This window comes from Streptomyces carminius (assembly GCF_002794255.1).
Taxonomy (GTDB): Bacteria; Actinomycetota; Actinomycetes; order Streptomycetales; family Streptomycetaceae; genus Streptomyces; species Streptomyces carminius.
On sequence record NZ_PGGW01000038.1, the window covers coordinates 205,971 to 220,364 of the forward strand.

13 protein-coding genes and 1 riboswitch are annotated in these 14,394 nt (G+C 73.3%); of the genes, 7 read left to right on the top strand and 6 right to left on the bottom strand.

The window, feature by feature from the left end:
* Nucleotides 1-31: 31 nt before the first annotated feature.
* The 3 genes from CUT44_RS09855 to CUT44_RS09865 all read right to left on the bottom strand — a co-directional run bounded on the left by CUT44_RS09855 (nucleotide 32) and on the right by CUT44_RS09865 (nucleotide 2,933).
* A complete protein-coding gene (locus tag CUT44_RS09855) occupies nucleotides 32-760 on the bottom strand; it encodes a type 1 glutamine amidotransferase (protein WP_100200263.1) in 729 nt (242 codons plus the stop codon).
* 95 nt (nucleotides 761-855) lie between these two features.
* A complete protein-coding gene (locus tag CUT44_RS09860) occupies nucleotides 856-2,094 on the bottom strand; it encodes a MurT ligase domain-containing protein (protein WP_100200264.1) in 1,239 nt (412 codons plus the stop codon).
* A gap of 197 nt (nucleotides 2,095-2,291) precedes the next feature.
* On the bottom strand, nucleotides 2,292-2,933 hold the full coding sequence (locus CUT44_RS09865; protein ID WP_100200265.1) for a TetR family transcriptional regulator: 642 nt from the start codon (nucleotides 2,931-2,933) through the stop codon (nucleotides 2,292-2,294).
* A gap of 153 nt (nucleotides 2,934-3,086) precedes the next feature.
* Here CUT44_RS09865 and CUT44_RS09870 point away from each other — a divergent pair, with 153 nt between their 5' ends.
* The 5 genes from CUT44_RS09870 (at nucleotide 3,087) to CUT44_RS09890 (ending at nucleotide 9,613) form a co-directional block, all read left to right on the top strand.
* Entirely contained in the window at nucleotides 3,087-4,346 is a 1,260-nt protein-coding gene (locus tag CUT44_RS09870) for an acyl-CoA dehydrogenase family protein (RefSeq protein ID WP_100200266.1), read from the top strand.
* Nucleotides 4,347-4,856: 510 nt separating this feature from the next.
* A riboswitch (cyclic di-AMP (ydaO/yuaA leader) is annotated at nucleotides 4,857-5,009 on the top strand.
* A gap of 4 nt (nucleotides 5,010-5,013) precedes the next feature.
* The gene (locus CUT44_RS09875) at nucleotides 5,014-5,487 is read left to right on the top strand and encodes a C40 family peptidase (RefSeq protein WP_100200384.1); all 474 of its coding nucleotides are present in this window, start codon (nucleotides 5,014-5,016) and stop codon (nucleotides 5,485-5,487) included.
* Nucleotides 5,488-5,691: 204 nt separating this feature from the next.
* The gene (locus tag CUT44_RS09880; protein ID WP_146252156.1) at nucleotides 5,692-6,075 is read left to right on the top strand and encodes a hypothetical protein; all 384 of its coding nucleotides are present in this window, start codon (nucleotides 5,692-5,694) and stop codon (nucleotides 6,073-6,075) included.
* 466 nt (nucleotides 6,076-6,541) lie between these two features.
* Nucleotides 6,542-7,975, top strand: a complete 1,434-nt coding sequence (locus tag CUT44_RS09885) for a S1 family peptidase (protein ID WP_100200385.1) — start codon at nucleotides 6,542-6,544, stop codon at nucleotides 7,973-7,975.
* Between the two features lie 222 nt (nucleotides 7,976-8,197).
* On the top strand, nucleotides 8,198-9,613 hold the full coding sequence (locus tag CUT44_RS09890; protein WP_100200268.1) for an NADP-dependent succinic semialdehyde dehydrogenase: 1,416 nt from the start codon (nucleotides 8,198-8,200) through the stop codon (nucleotides 9,611-9,613).
* Nucleotides 9,614-9,678: 65 nt separating this feature from the next.
* On the opposite strand, the gene CUT44_RS09895 is transcribed toward CUT44_RS09890, so the two are convergent.
* Nucleotides 9,679-10,164, bottom strand: a complete 486-nt coding sequence (locus tag CUT44_RS09895) for an ATP-binding protein (protein ID WP_233221086.1) — start codon at nucleotides 10,162-10,164, stop codon at nucleotides 9,679-9,681.
* A gap of 306 nt (nucleotides 10,165-10,470) precedes the next feature.
* Between CUT44_RS09895 and CUT44_RS09900 the strand changes: the two genes are divergently transcribed.
* Nucleotides 10,471-11,328 (top strand): helix-turn-helix domain-containing protein, encoded by an 858-nt coding sequence (locus CUT44_RS09900; RefSeq protein WP_100200269.1) that lies wholly within the window; start codon nucleotides 10,471-10,473, stop codon nucleotides 11,326-11,328.
* A 66-nt stretch (nucleotides 11,329-11,394) separates the two neighbouring features.
* Here the strand turns inward: CUT44_RS09900 and CUT44_RS09905 are convergent, their stop codons facing one another.
* Nucleotides 11,395-12,426 (bottom strand): DNA topoisomerase IB, encoded by a 1,032-nt coding sequence (locus CUT44_RS09905; protein WP_100200270.1) that lies wholly within the window; start codon nucleotides 12,424-12,426, stop codon nucleotides 11,395-11,397.
* Nucleotides 12,427-12,620: 194 nt separating this feature from the next.
* On the opposite strand from CUT44_RS09905, the gene CUT44_RS09910 reads away from it, so the two are divergent.
* A complete protein-coding gene (locus CUT44_RS09910) occupies nucleotides 12,621-13,697 on the top strand; it encodes a glutamate--cysteine ligase 2 (RefSeq protein WP_100200271.1) in 1,077 nt (358 codons plus the stop codon).
* 40 nt (nucleotides 13,698-13,737) lie between these two features.
* Here the strand turns inward: CUT44_RS09910 and CUT44_RS33935 are convergent, their stop codons facing one another.
* Nucleotides 13,738-14,151: a hypothetical protein gene (locus CUT44_RS33935; RefSeq protein ID WP_233221087.1), complete on the bottom strand. Its 414-nt coding sequence runs from the start codon at nucleotides 14,149-14,151 to the stop codon at nucleotides 13,738-13,740.
* Nucleotides 14,152-14,394 lie beyond the last annotated feature (243 nt).

The window sequence follows — 14,394 nt, forward strand, 5'->3', positions numbered from 1 at the left end:
TCCGGCCGGGGGCGGTGTGCGGACGTGCGGGTCAGGCCGGCTGGGTGGCCGCCGCGATCCGCTCGGCGCGCAGTGCCTCGTACCAGCGGTCCTCCACCGGCGGCAGCGCGTTCACGTCCAGCGCCAGCTTGACCAGCAGGTCCGCGATCTGCGGGTTCCTGGCCAGTACCGGCCCGTGCATGTAGGTGCCGAAGACGGTGCCGTTCCAGGCACCCTCGGTGCCGTCGCCGGTGCCGTTCCCCCTGCCCAGCCGGACCCGGGCCAGCGGCCGGGCCGTCGGGCCCAGATGGGTGATGCCCTGGTGGTTCTCGAACCCGGTGAGCTGGGGCAGCCCCAGCCGCTCGTCGATGTCGGCCAGGACGTCACCGACGCACCGCTCGCCCTCGCCGCGGGTGCTGGTCACGTCCAGCAGCCCGAGCCCCGGCTCGCGCTGCCCGAGGTCGTTGACGAACTCGCGGCCCAGGATCTGGTAGCCGGCACACACCGAGAAGACGATCGCGCCGTTGTCCACGGCCCGGTTCAGCCCGCCGTCACGCCGCAGCCGCTCGGCCGCCAGCCGCTGCGGACGGTCCTCGCCGCCGCCGATCAGGTAGATGTCACCGGAGGTGGGGATCGGCTGGTCGGAGCGGACGTCCGTCCGGTGCACCCCCAGCCCGCGCTGCTGGGCGCGCCGCTCCACCACCAGTACGTTGCCCTGGTCGCCGTAGGTGCTCAGCAGGTCCGGGTAGACCCACACCAGCCGAAGGCCGCTCTCGCTCATGTTCGCCGTCCTCGCCGTGCCGGGGTTCGAAGGGATCGGAAGGGATCGAAAGGGGGGTGAAAGAGGGGGTAGGAATCCGGAGGGTGTCCGGGGGGTCAGTTGCCGACAACGCGGCGCAGGTCCTGGAACGCGGTGTAGTTCGCGATCGCCTCGATCCGGCCGGGCGGGCACTGACGTACGGCCTCGGCGGCGTTCTGGCACACCTGGAAGTCGACGCCCGCGACCTCCAGCCGGACCGCCAGGTCCAGCTTGCGGTCGCCGATCACGCAGATGGGGTGCCCGGCCAGCCGGGAGTAGTCCACGTCCCACAGCCAGGAGGTGTCGGTGCCGTCCGCGCCGCGGGCGTTGACCGCCAGGATGACGGGCGAGGGCGGGGCGTCGATCAGCGAGAAGGTCTCCAGCCAGCCGGCCGGGTTCTTGGCCAGCAGCAGCCTGATCTGGCGGCCCTGGTAGGAGACCACGTCGTAGCGGCCCGCCACCGCGGTGACCGAGTACATCCGCTCCAGTGCCACCTGGGGCGGTACGCCGAAGGCGGCGGCGACGGCCGCGGAGGTGGTGGCGTTGGCCTTGTTCGCGCGGCCGGGGAGCTGGAGGTGGATCGGCCAGGCCGAGCCGTGCGGATCCAGCACGTGGTCGCCCGACAGCGCCCAGGTCGGGGTGGGACGGCGGAAACCGCACTCCCCGCAGAACCAGTCGTCGCCCGGCCGCTGCATCACACCGCCGCAGGCCGGGCAGGACCAGGCGTCGTCCTTCCACTCCTGGCCGGCGGCCACCCACACCACGTTGGGGGAGGAGGACGCGGCCCACACCACCAGCGGGTCGTCGGCGTTCGCGATGATCACGGCCTTGGACCCGGACAGGCCCTCACGCCACCGTTCGGCCAGCATCCGGGTCTCGGCGGCGCGGTCGAGCTGGTCCCGGGAGAGGTTGAGCAGGGCGATGGCCTTGGGGGTCACGTCGCGGGCGACCGTCGCCAGGTACTTCTCGTCGACCTCGATGACGCCGTAGCGCGCGTCACCGCTGCCGGCGAGCGCCGCTGTGATGCCCGCGGGCATGTTGGCGCCCAGCGCGTTGGAGACGACCGGGCCCGCGGCCCGCAGGGCCTCGGCGATCAGCCGGGTCGTGGTGGTCTTGCCGTTGGTCGCCGACACCAGGACGACGTCCAGGTTCTGTGCCAGTCGGGCCAGCAGGTCGGGATCGAGTCTGAGCGCCACCTTTCCGCCGATCACCGATCCGCTGCCCCGGCCCGCGGCTCGCGACACCGCCGCAGCGGCCTTGCCGGCCGTCACGGCCAACTTGGACCGTGGCGGCAGCGGTTCCGTGTTCCCTGCCATCGTCCTTGTCCCTCCTTGCCCCTGGATCGGGCCTCAGCCTACCGAGGTCCGCTCCCGTCCCCGAATCGTGCCACCCGGGATGATCACCGCAGTGCGGGACATGACGACCGTGCGGCGCGGCGCAGCCGCGGAGGTTCCGCTTCCGCCCGTCCCGTGCGGCGGTTGCCGGGAGGGGCCGGGGAGGCCCGGCCGGAGGGTCAGAAACCGGGGCCGCCCGCCCGGTCGTCCGCCGTGGCCAGGCCGCCCCACAGCAGGTCCGCCAACTGCCGTACCAGCAGGTCGCGGGGGTAGGGCCGCTCGCGCAGCCACCAGTCCCCGGCCGCGTACATCATGCCGACGATGCCGTGGCCCCAGATCCGGGCCCGCTCTCCGTCCCCGGGGCCCAGGTCGACGCGTTCGGCGATCACCGTGGCCAGTTCCTCGCCGAGCCGCCGCAGCAGCGGGGCCGAGTGCCGGCCGACGTCGAAGCCGCGGTCCCCGCCGGGATGCTCGGCGGGGTGCATCAGGAAGCGGTAGACCTGCGGGCGGGCCTCGATGGCGGACAGATACGTGTCCAGGGCGGCCGCCACCCGCTCGCGCCGGTCACGGGGCGCGTCCAGCGCGGCCCGCAGCGCGTCCACCAGGGCGTCGGTGTGCCGGACGGCCAGGGCCCGGTACAGCCCGCCCTTGTCGCCGAAGTGCCGGTACAGGATGGGCTTGGTGATCCCGGCCTCGGCGGCGATGGCGTTCATCGAGGCGCCGGGTCCGTCCCGGAGCACCACGCGCTCGGCGGCCTCCAGCAGTTCCCTGCGGCGGCGTTCCGTGGCGGTGCGCCGGCCCTCCCGCTGTGTGGTCCCCATGCCCTGGTCTCCCCGTCCGCGGCCGCTCACCGTCACCTGAGCGCAACGTAACACCCCTGGAGCGCGGTGGAGCTGTCCGGAACAGGAGCTTGACAGCGGACCAGTGGGTAACATATCTCTGTTACCGCCAGTAACAACGGATGGAGGGCCTCCATGGGGGAGTTCGCGCTCGACCTCGGCGACGACCAGAAGGCGGTACGGGACTGGGTCCACGGCTTCGCGGCCGATGTCATACGCCCCGCCGCCGCGGAGTGGGACGAGCGCGAGGAGACCCCGTGGCCCGTCATCCAGGAGGCGGCCAAGATCGGCCTGTACTCGCTGGACTTCTACGCACAGCAGTACTTCGACCCCACCGGCCTGGGCATCCCGGTGGTCATGGAGGAACTGTTCTGGGGCGACGCGGGCATCGGTCTGTCGATCGTCGGCACCGCGCTGGCCGCCGTCGGCGTCCTCGCCAACGGCACCGAGGAGCAGATCGGCACCTGGATCCCGCAGATGTACGGCGACGAGAACGACGTGAAGGTCGCCGCCTTCTGCTCCTCCGAGCCGGACGCCGGCTCGGACGTCTCCGCGATGCGCACCCGCGCGGTCTACGACGAGGCCGCGGACGAGTGGGTGCTCAACGGCACCAAGACCTGGGTGACCAACGGCGGCATCGCGGGCGTCCATGTCGTCGTCGCCGTCGTCGATCCCGGACTCGGCGCCAAGGGGCACGCCTCCTTCGTCGTGCCGCCGGGCACCCCCGGCCTGTCCCAGGGGCAGAAGTTCAAGAAGCACGGCATCCGCGCCTCCCACACGGCCGAGGTCGTCCTGGACGGCGTCCGCGTCCCGGGCCACTGCCTGCTGGGCGGCAAGGAGAAGCTCGACGAGCGCCTCGCCCGCGCCCGCGAGCGCGCGAAGCGGGGGAAGGCCGGGGTGGGGGCACCCCCGGCCGAAGGCCGGGGGAGCGTGCGGAACGCCGCGATGGCCACCTTCGAGGCCTCCCGCCCGGCCGTGGGCGCCCAGGCCGTCGGCATCGCCCGCGCCGCGTACGAGGTCGCGCTGGATTACGCCAGGACCCGGGTCCAGTTCGGCCGCCCGATCATCGACAACCAGGGCATCGCCTTCCAGCTCGCCGACATGCGCACCCGCATCGACGCCGCCCGGCTGCTCGTGTGGCGGGCCTCGTGGATGGCGGCGGCGGGCAAGCCCTTCGAGGCCGCCGAGGGCTCGATGTCCAAGCTGTTCGCCGGGGAGACGGCCAAGGCCGTCACCGCCCAGGCGATCCAGATCCTCGGCGGCAACGGCTTCACCCGGGAGTACCCGGTGGAGCGGATGCACCGGGACGCCGCCATCTACTCGATCTTCGAGGGCACCAGCGAGATCCAGCGGCTGGTCGTCGCCCGCACCATCTCGGGCGTGCACATCCGCTGAACTCCGCCGGGCCACCACCGCGGGGCGGCCGCGGCGCGCCGTTCCGGGAGCGGGGCCGGGCCGCATGCGGCCCGGCCCCGTCCGCGTGCGCGCCCGGCGGGCGTGGTGCCCCGGAGCCGGGGCATCCGGGTGGCTCCGTCCGACGGGGTGTCATGCCGCCGCCGGGTGACGGTTCCCGCGCGGAACGGTGCCGGATTCACCCGACACGCGGGCAGCCATTCGGGGTGACGGGGCTCACCCGCGCCGGGCCCGCGCGGGATTCCGCGCACCCTTTCCACGCCTCCGGACAAGGTGTCAAAAGCCCCTGATCAAAGGTCGTTTCATGCGGTAACCAACCGGCCGGTGAAGCGGTTCCGCGGCCGGATTGCGCAGGAGTGAAGAAGTTCACAGAAAGCCTTCAGTCTTCGAAATCGCGCCGTTCTTGACGCAGTATCCGTAAGCGTTGCCAAGTCCCCGTCACACGGCGGGGCGGTCCGGGCGGACGCCGAGTCCTGCCGCCACCCGGGCGAGAGACGAACCACAACGGATCGGCAGGAGCGGGAGACCCGAGCAAGGCGGGCCGTGTCCCACGCGGCCCTTGGGGTGAAGCCACTTCGGTGGCCGGGCAACTTCGCCGGCCCGAACCCGACAGGTCATCTTTCGCAGGCGGATGACGAAGGGTCAGTTCATGTCCGCGTACGCACGTATACCGGGACTCGCCTCCCGGGCCGCCGTCACCTCCGCCGTCACCGTGGCGACGCTGGCGGGGGCGGCACTGGTGCCGAACGCCACTCCCGAGGCCGAGGCCGCCACCCCGGCAGGCAAGGCCCTCAAGGTCGCGGCCGCCAAGAAGGGCGCGCCGTACAAGTACGGCGCCGCGGGGCCGAGGCGCTTCGACTGCTCGGGACTCACCCAGTACTCGTACAAGAAGGCGGGCAAGAAACTGCCGCGCACCGCGGCTGCCCAGTACAACCGCAGCAAGAAGGTCTCCGTCAAGTCGCGCAAGAAGGGCGACCTGGTGTTCTTCCACTCCGGCGGCCGTGTCTACCACGTCGGCATCTATGCCGGCAGCGGAAAGATCTGGCATTCCCCGAAGCCGGGGAAGACCGTCCGGAAGGAAAAGATCTGGACCAAGAGCGTGCGGTACGGGCGGGTGAGGTAAACCGGGCCGGCCCCGGTCCGGCCCGCGAGGCCCGGGTGCCTCCGGGAGCCGGGAACGACGGCGCGCCACGGGAGAACCCCGTGGCGCGCCGTCCGGCTTTCCGGCCCGGCCGCGCCCGCGGTGGTGCCGGGTGCGGGGAGGGAGGCCGCGGACGGACGCATCCCGACTGTGACCATCGCCCGCAGCGGGGTACAGGTAGGGACCATGAGCACTGTGCAGAACGAAGAGAGCGCCAGCCTTGTCGAGATCGAGCTGCCCGACTGCACCGCCTCGGACGCCGCGGCGGTCTTCGCCGTGCTGAGGTCGGCGTTCCCGCGGTCGCCCCAGTTGGGGGACGGCCGGGAGCAGGACGGCGGGGGCGGCGGGGAGAAGCGGAAGTTCTGGGTGGGGACGGTCGACGTCAGCACACACGGGGAGGTCGACTGCGCCCTGGAGCTGAAGGAGTCCACCGAGGCGGACATCAGCGGCAGTCCCGACTCGGTCCGGCAGGTCCAGGAGACGTTGTCCGGCTACTACGACGTCACCGCCGAGCCCCGCGTCTCCGGTGATCAGGAGGTGGAGGTAAGGCTGCGGCTCACCCAGCGGTGACCGGGCCCGGGAACGGCGACACCAGGGTGCCCTCCGGCCGCTGACCCGGCCGGAGGGCACCCTGTCCCGTTCCGCCGCCACCCGGCCGTCGCACCGGACGACGGCGGAACAGGGCGGACGACGGCGCCCTGGTGACGCCGGGGCACTGGCCCGGCGTCACCAGGGGTACCCGGCAGCGAACCTCCCAGCGTATCCCTCCCCCCGGCGCCGGATGCCGGAAGTTGTCCGGTCACGAGTGCCCCTGAGCACCGGGACGGACCGGCCCCGTACCTCCTGGCGGCCGGAGCGTGCGGTGTGGGAGCGGCTCCCGCACCGCACCGCCCCGCTCCGGCACGGACACCAGCACGGCGGCCCGGGCGGCCGTGGGTCCGTACGGCATCCCGGGCCGGTGGCTTCCCGCCGGTCCGCCCGCGCAGTGGAGGTCAGTGAGTTGAGTCACCGACGTGTGAAGAAGCGGACCGGCGCGATGGCAGGGGCGGGGGCGGTGGTCGTCGCGGTCGCGGCGATCGTGCTGCCGAACGCCAGCGCGAGCTGGAACGAGCCCGCCGGGGCCGGGCCGCGGACGCTCACCTTCGCGTCGGCCGCGCAGCTCGGTTCGACTCTCGCGGCGGACCTCGGAACGGACGCCGCGGGCTGGTACTTCGACGACGGCGACGACCGGCTGGTGATGAACGTCCTGGACGAGGAGGCGGCCCGGGCGGCCGAGTCACGGGGCGCCCGGGCGGTGATCGTCGAGAACAGCATGGCGGAGCTGAGGGCCGCCACCCGCACCCTGGGCGACACCGCGTCGATCCCCGGCACCGCCTGGTCGATCGACCCCAGGACCAACAAGGTCGTCGTCCTCGCCGACAGAACGGTCACCGGCGAGCGGATGGCGGAGCTGCGACAGGCCACCGGCGCGCTGGACGGCGTGGTGACCGTCAAACGGTCCGCGGGCGAGTTCCGGCCCTTCACCGGGGACCGCGACGGCCTGGGCCGCGACGGCGACGGTGACGGCTTCGGGGACGACGGGTCCCGGGAGAACGGCACCGACGGCGGCGCTGCCGGAAGCGTGACCGGTGGAGACGAGACGGGCGGTGCCACCGGTGGGGGCGGAGGGACCGAGGCGGCCGGCGGAGTGGACGGCGGCGACGCCATCTTCGGCGGTGGATCACGCTGTTCCCTCGGTTTCAACGTCACTCTCGACGGTGCCCCGGCCTTCCTCACCGCGGGCCACTGCGGCAACGCCTCGCGGGCCTGGACCGCCGACGCCCAGGGCGGAGCGCCGCTGGGCACCGTCGTGGCGTCGCGGTTCCCGGTGAGCGACTTCGCACTCGTCGTCTACGACGACCCCGCCGCCCAGGCCTCCGGCACGGTCGACCTCAAGGACGGCACCGTCCAGGAGATCACCCGGGTCGCCGAGGCGAGCGTCGGCATGCGGGTGCGGCGCAGCGGCAGTACGACCGGCCTCAGCGCGGGCACGGTCACCGGTCTGAACGCCACCGTCAACTACGGCAACGGCGACATCGTCAACGGCCTGATCCAGACCGACGTGTGCGCCGAGCCCGGTGACAGCGGCGGCGCGATGTTCTCCGGCGACGCCGCGGTGGGGCTGACCTCCGGCGGCAGCGGTGACTGCACCCGGGGCGGCGAGACCTTCTTCCAGCCGGTCACCACCGCGCTGGAGGCCACCGGAGCCCAGCTCGGTGGCGGTGGCGGTGGCGGTGGCGGTGGCGGTGGCGGTGGCGGCGGTGGCGACGGCGCCGGCGGTGCGGACGGCGGCATCGACGACGGTGCCGGTGGTGCCGACGGTGGTGCCGGTGGTGCCGGTGGTGCCGGTGGTGCCGACGGTGGTGTCGGCGGCGCGGAGGACGGCGGCGCGACCGCCGGAAACGGTTTCCGCGACCCGCGCCGGAACTGACCGCCCGCACCACCGCCACCTCCCCCTCGCGGACCGGCGGAGCCCGGCCGCCCCCTCAGCACGGCACGCCCCGGGAGCACCCGTCCCGTCTCCCACCCCCGGGGCGTGCCGTACGGCGTGCGGACGCCGACTGAGACCGCCGCGGACGGGTACCCGGCCCCGCGTACGTGACCAGCCGGCCGCGGGCCGCGCCGCCTCCGCCGCCCTTCGAGGAGGGACCTCATGCCCATCGCGACGACCAACCCGGCCACCGGGGAGACCCTGCAGACCTTCGACGCCCTGGGACCCGAGGAGATCGAGACGCGACTGGAGCGGGCCGCCGGGGCCTTCGAGGAGTACCGCACCACCGGCTTCGCCGAGCGCGCCGGACTGCTGCGCCGGGCGGCCGACCTGCTGGAGAAGGACCGGGACGACATCGCCCGCACCATGACCACCGAGATGGGCAAGCCGGTCACCGCGGCCCGGGCCGAGGCCGCCAAGTGCGTGAAGGCGATGCGCTGGTACGCCGAGCACGCCGCGGACCTGCTCGCCGACGAGCACCCCTCGCCCGCCGACGTCGAGGACAGCGGCGGCAGTACCGCGTACGTGCGGTACCGCCCGCTGGGCCCGGTCCTGGCGGTGATGCCGTGGAACTTCCCGCTCTGGCAGGTGGTCCGCTTCGCCGCGCCCGCGCTGATGGCGGGCAACACCGGTCTGCTCAAGCACGCCTCCAACGTGCCGCGGACCGCGCTGTACCTGGAGGACCTGTTCCGCCGCGCCGGTTATCCGCAGGGCTGCTTCCAGACCCTGCTGATCGGCTCCGGCGCGGTCGAGGGCGTCCTGCGGGACCCGCGGGTGGCCGCCGCGACGCTCACCGGCAGTGAGCCCGCCGGACGCTCGGTGGCCTCGGTCGCCGGGGACGAGATCAAGAAGACCGTCCTGGAGCTCGGCGGCAGCGACCCGTTCCTCGTCCTGCCCTCGGCGGACGTGGTGGCGGCGGCCGAGACGGCGGTCACCGCGCGGACCCAGAACAACGGCCAGTCCTGCATCGCGGCCAAGCGGTTCATCGTCCACGAGGAGGTGTACGAGGAGTTCACCCGGCTCTTCACGGACGGTATGCGGGCGCTGCGGGTCGGCGACCCGCTGGACGAGTCCACCGACGTCGGACCGCTGGCCAGTGAGCGGGGCAGGGCGGATCTGGAAGAGCTGGTCGAGGACGCCCGCGAGCGCGGCGCGACCGTGCTGTGCGGCGGACGGCGGCCCGCGAAGCACCCGGCCGGCTGGTTCTACGAGCCGACCGTCCTGGCGGACGTCACATCGGAGATGCGCGTGCACCACGAGGAGACCTTCGGGCCGGTGGCGACCCTGTACCGGGTCGCGGACCTGGAGGGGGCGATCGAGGTCGCCAACGACACCTCCTTCGGCCTGAGCTCCAACGTCTGGACCCGCGACGCGGCGGAGCAGGAGCGCTGTGTGCGCGATCTGCGGGCGGGCGGCGTCTACCTCAACGGCATGACCGCCTCGCACCCGGCGATGCCCTTCGGCGGGGTGAAGCGCTCCGGTTACGGCCGGGAGCTGGCGGGCCACGGCATCCGCGAGTTCTGCAACGCCACCACGGTCTGGTACGGCACGCCCCCGGACATGCCCGCCGCCGAGTAGCGCCGCCGGGGCGGCCGCCCGCCCCGGGACGCGGCGTCACCGGCCGGGGCGTACGGCCCCCGCCGTCAGGCCTCGTCCAGCCTCAGCTCCGCCCACACGACGCGTCCCCGGGAACGGACCGCGGGGATGTCGCCCCAGGCGTCGGCGAGGGTGTCGACCAGTTGGAGTCCGCGTCCGTTGGTCGAGTCCGGACCGGCCTGGCGCGGCGCGAGGCCGACCGGGCCGGTGCCCTGGTCGCACACCTCTATGCGCAGCCGCCGCTCGCCCTGCAGGACACGGCAGACGATCCGGTCGCTGGCGGTGTGCAGGACGGCGTTGGCGGCGAACTCGGATATCACCAGCTGTGCCGTGTCGATGACCCCCCGGGGGCAGTGCCAGCGGCCCAGCCACTCCGTGAGCAGGTGCCGTGCCGTCCCCACGGAGGAACGCTGGGCCGGTACCTCGAACTGCGCCTGTTTCCGGGGGCGGGGGCGGGGGACGTGTACGGCCGCCGGGAACATGGGGACCATGGGCGAGGAGTGGGTGTGCGCGGAGTAGGGGAGAGGAGCCATCACGGGCTCGCCTTTCGCGTGCCGGGGGACGCTCGCCGGCCGGCTGCTGCGTCCAGTGCGCCACGGCAGGGGAGGGTGGTGGGTGTGCGGACCGGGCGGGTGGTGGAGGATGGTCCGCGGACCGGGACGGTTCGACGCCGGCGCGACCGCGTCGTGAACTGGATCACCCGGCTACTATGCTCACTGCTGCACGCAAAAGGCAAGAAGAGTTCTGCAAATTGCAAGATTTAACTTGCACCCTGGCCGCGTCGCCGGTGCCATGGCACACTGCTCTGCCGGCAAGGCGTGGGTGGGGAAGGAGAGGCCATGGGCGAGTCCCGGTCGGCGCCGACAGTGGGACAGATCGTCCTTGGTCTGCGACTGCGCGATCTTCGGGAACGGGCCGGCAAGTCGTTCGACGAGGCCGCCGCGGTGCTGAGCGTGACCACGTCCACGGTCCGCCGCATGGAGAAGGCCGAGGTCGGGCTGCGCCCGCTGTACGTCAAGGCACTGCTGGAGAGCTACGGCGTCGGGAAGGAGGAGGCCGACTCCTTCCTCGCGCTGGTGGAGAAGGCCAACCGGCCCGGCTGGTGGCACCGCTTCCGCAGCGTCCTGCCGGACTGGTTCAGCCTCTACGTCAGCCTGGAGAGCGAGGCGAGCCTCATCCGCTCCTACGAGCCCCACTGCGTTCCCGGTCTGCTCCAGACCGAGGACTACGCCCGGGCCCTGCTGCGGACCGGCTTCCCCGCGGCGGACGAGGAGGAGCTCGACCGCCGGGTCGCGCTGCGCATGGGACGGCAGCAGCTCCTGGCCAAGCCCGGCGCGCCGCGGCTGTGGATGGTCCTGGACGAGCAGGTGCTGCGGCGGCCGGTCGGGAACGCCGCGGTCATGCGGGCCCAGATCGACCGGCTGATCGAGGAGAGCGCCAAGCCGAACGTCAGCCTGCAGGTCATGCCCTTCGAGGCCGGCCCGCACCCCGGCATGTTCGGCCCCTTCCAGCTCTTCCGGTTCAGCTACCCGGAGCTGCCGGACGTCGTCTACAGCGAGAGCCTGACCGGCGCCGTCTACATCGACGAGCGCCCCGAGGTCACCACCTATCTGGAGGCCCTCGACCGCATGGTCACCCAGGCCGTTCCGGTGCAGGAGACCGAGCGGGTGCTGCGCGGGCTGCGCGAGAACTTCTGACGAGAGCTTCCGACGAGAGCTTCTGAGGCGCCCGGACCGCCGGGGCCGGTCCGGCCCGGTACCGCCTCAGCCGCGCGGCGGGCGGCCGGTGCGGAGCATCCGCAGCACGGCCTCCTCGACGGCGCCCCGGGTGGCGGGCGCTCCGAAGGCCGCCCGGTCCCCGAGCCGGTCGAGGACGGGGGCGATGGTCACGCCCTCCTCGTACAGCTCGATGACCCGCGGATTGATGTACGAGGCACGGCACACCGCCGGGGTGTTGCCCAGGTACTCGGCCACCTCCCGCACGGCGCGGGTGACCGCGCGGCGGCGCGCGGTCACGTTCCGGTCGGCGTACCGCGAGACGGCCAGGGCGACGGAGGCCAGCACGGTGGCGTGCCAGGTGCGGAAGTCCTTGGCGGTGATGTCCACTCCGCCCTGCTCCTTCAGATAGGCATTGAGCTCCTCGCCCGTCAGCTCGTGCCAGCCGGGCCGCTCCCGGTAGACGAACAGCCGGTCGCCGCCCGCACGGCGGCGCTTCAGGGCGCGTACGGCACGGCAGACCGCCGGGTCGGCCACGGCGCGGACCTGCTCCCTGCCGTGCTTGGCCGGGTAGCTGAAGGTCACCGCGCCGCTGCCGCAACTGGTGTGCTCGCGCAGCAGGGTGGTCAGGCCGTAGGAGTTGTTCAGCTCCGCGTAGCGCTCCCCGCCGATCCGGAAGAAACCCAGGTCCAGCAGGCGCGCGGCGGTGGCGAGCACCCGCTGCCGGGTCAGCCCGCGCTGCTGCAGGTGCTCCTCGACCGCCGCCCGGATACGGGGCAGCGCCTCGGCCACCTCCAGCACGTGGTCGTGCTTGGCCCGCTCCTGCTCGGCCCGGAACCGCGGGTGGTACAGGTACTGGCGGCGGCCCGCGGCGTCGGTGCCCACGGCCTGGAGGTGGCCGTTGGACCTCGGGCAGATCCACACGTCCCGCCAGGCCGGCGGGATGGCCAGGGCCCGGATCCGGGCCAGCTCCGCCGGATCGCGCAGCGGGTTCCCCGCGGCGTCGAGGTAGCGGAAGCCGCGGCCGTGGCGCCTGCGGGTGTGGCCGGGGTCGTCGGGACGGGTGTGGCGCAGACGCAAGTGATCCTCCAGCCTCACCGGTGCGGCGCAGCTCGTGCGGACGCCGCCGGTACGGCGGGCGCCCGCTCCCGTCCCTTCCGCTTCCCCCTTTCGGTACAACCATGACAGTGCTCGGCCGTACCGCGCGGCGGGCGGCGTACTCCGGCCGGGCCGGGGAAACCGCTGGACGGAACACCCCTTGAGGAGGCTGTGGGATGCGAAGTGTGGGGATCGAGGAAGAACTGCTCCTGGTGGACGCGGACAGCGGTGAGCCGCGGGCCGTCTCGGGGGCGGTGCTGGCCTCCGCGGGGGAGGACGAGGAACTGGAGAAGGAACTGCAGCGGGAGCAGGTGGAGACCGGCACCCGTCCCCGTACCCAGATGGTGGACCTCGCGGTCGAGGTGCGCCGGTGGCGCGGGGCGGCGTCCCAGCGGGCCCGGGCGGCCGGTGCCGAGGTCGCGGCGCTGGCCACCTCGCCGGTGGAGGCCCATCCCTCGCTCAGCCCCGACGAGCGCTACCGGCGGATGGCACGGGAGTACGGCCTGACCGTGCAGGAGCAGCTCACCTGCGGCTGCCATGTCCATGTGGGCGTGGAGTCCGACGAGGAGGGGGTGGCGGTCCTGGACCGGATCCGGCCGTGGCTGTACCCGCTGCTGGCGATGAGTGCCAACTCGCCGTTCTGGCAGGGCACCGACAGCGGCTACGCCAGCTACCGCGGCCGGGTGTGGGGCAGGTGGCCGTCGGCGGGACCGGTGGAGGCCTTCGGCTCGGCCGAGCGCTACCACGAGCAGGTGGGCTCGATGATCGGGACCGGGGCGCTGCTGGACGAGGGGATGATCTACTTCGACGCGCGGCTGTCGCGCAACTACCCCACGGTCGAGGTACGGGTCGCCGACGTGTGCCTGGACGTCCACGACACGGTGGTGATCGCCGCGCTCGTGCGCGGCCTGGTGGAGACCGCGGCACGCGCCTGGCGGGCGGGTGAGCCGCCGTCGCCGGTCGGTGTCGGCCTGCTGCGGCTGGCCGCGTGGCGGGCGAGCCGCTCCGGGCTGATCGGCGATCTGGTGCACCCGGTGACCTTCAAGCCCGCGCCCGCCGAGACCGTCGTGGGAGCCCTGGTGGACCATGTCGCCCCGGCCCTGTCGGACAGCGGGGACCTGACCCTGGTCAGGGAGGGAGTGGAGGAGCTGTTCCGCCGGGGCAACGGCGCCGACGTCCAGCGTGCCGTCATGGAGGAGACGGGCGACCTGGGGGCCGTGGTGCAGGAGGCGGTCCGCAGGACCCTGGCCTGAGTGGCCGGGGCGCTCAGTGTCGAGGACGCGGCCGGGGCGCTCAGCGTTCCGCCGCATCCTTGCCCAGCGCCAGCGCCAGCACCCGCTGCTTGAGCCGGCCGATGCACTCGTCGCAGGCGTGGAAGACGGCCGTCCCGTCCTGGTGCTCCACCTCCGCCAGCAGCGTCACCGGTACGCCCTCGCGCCCGCACCACAGCCAGCAGGCGGCGGTGCGGTGGGCGGGAGGAGTCCGGACCTGCTCCTCCAGGCGGCGTATGCAGTCCTCGCAGGCGTACAGCGGGGCGTGGGTGCCCCAGGAGATCACCGGTCCCAGCCAGGTCACCGCCGTGCCGGTGCGCCCGCACCACAGCCAGCAGTCACCGGTGACCCATGCGCACCAGCCGGCCCCGCCGGCCCCCTCCGGCCGCGGGACGCCGTCCCCTTCCGCGTCTTCCGCGTCCGCGTCGGTGAGCACGGGAGCGGCCCTCCTCTCCTGGCCCCGGGGGCGGCGCCCCCCGGTACGGCCCCGCCGGACCGGTCGGGCCCGCGCTGTCCGGCGCGCTGTCCGGCGCGCCCTGTCATGCGTACCCCGGATCGGTCGGCGGGGACAGCGGAACTCCGGTCAGCTTCCCGGGCTGTCGACGCTCTTTACAACAGACCCCGGGAAACGGGAACCGGCCCGGCTCACCTGCGCGTCCACTGGTCGCGGTCGTCAGGG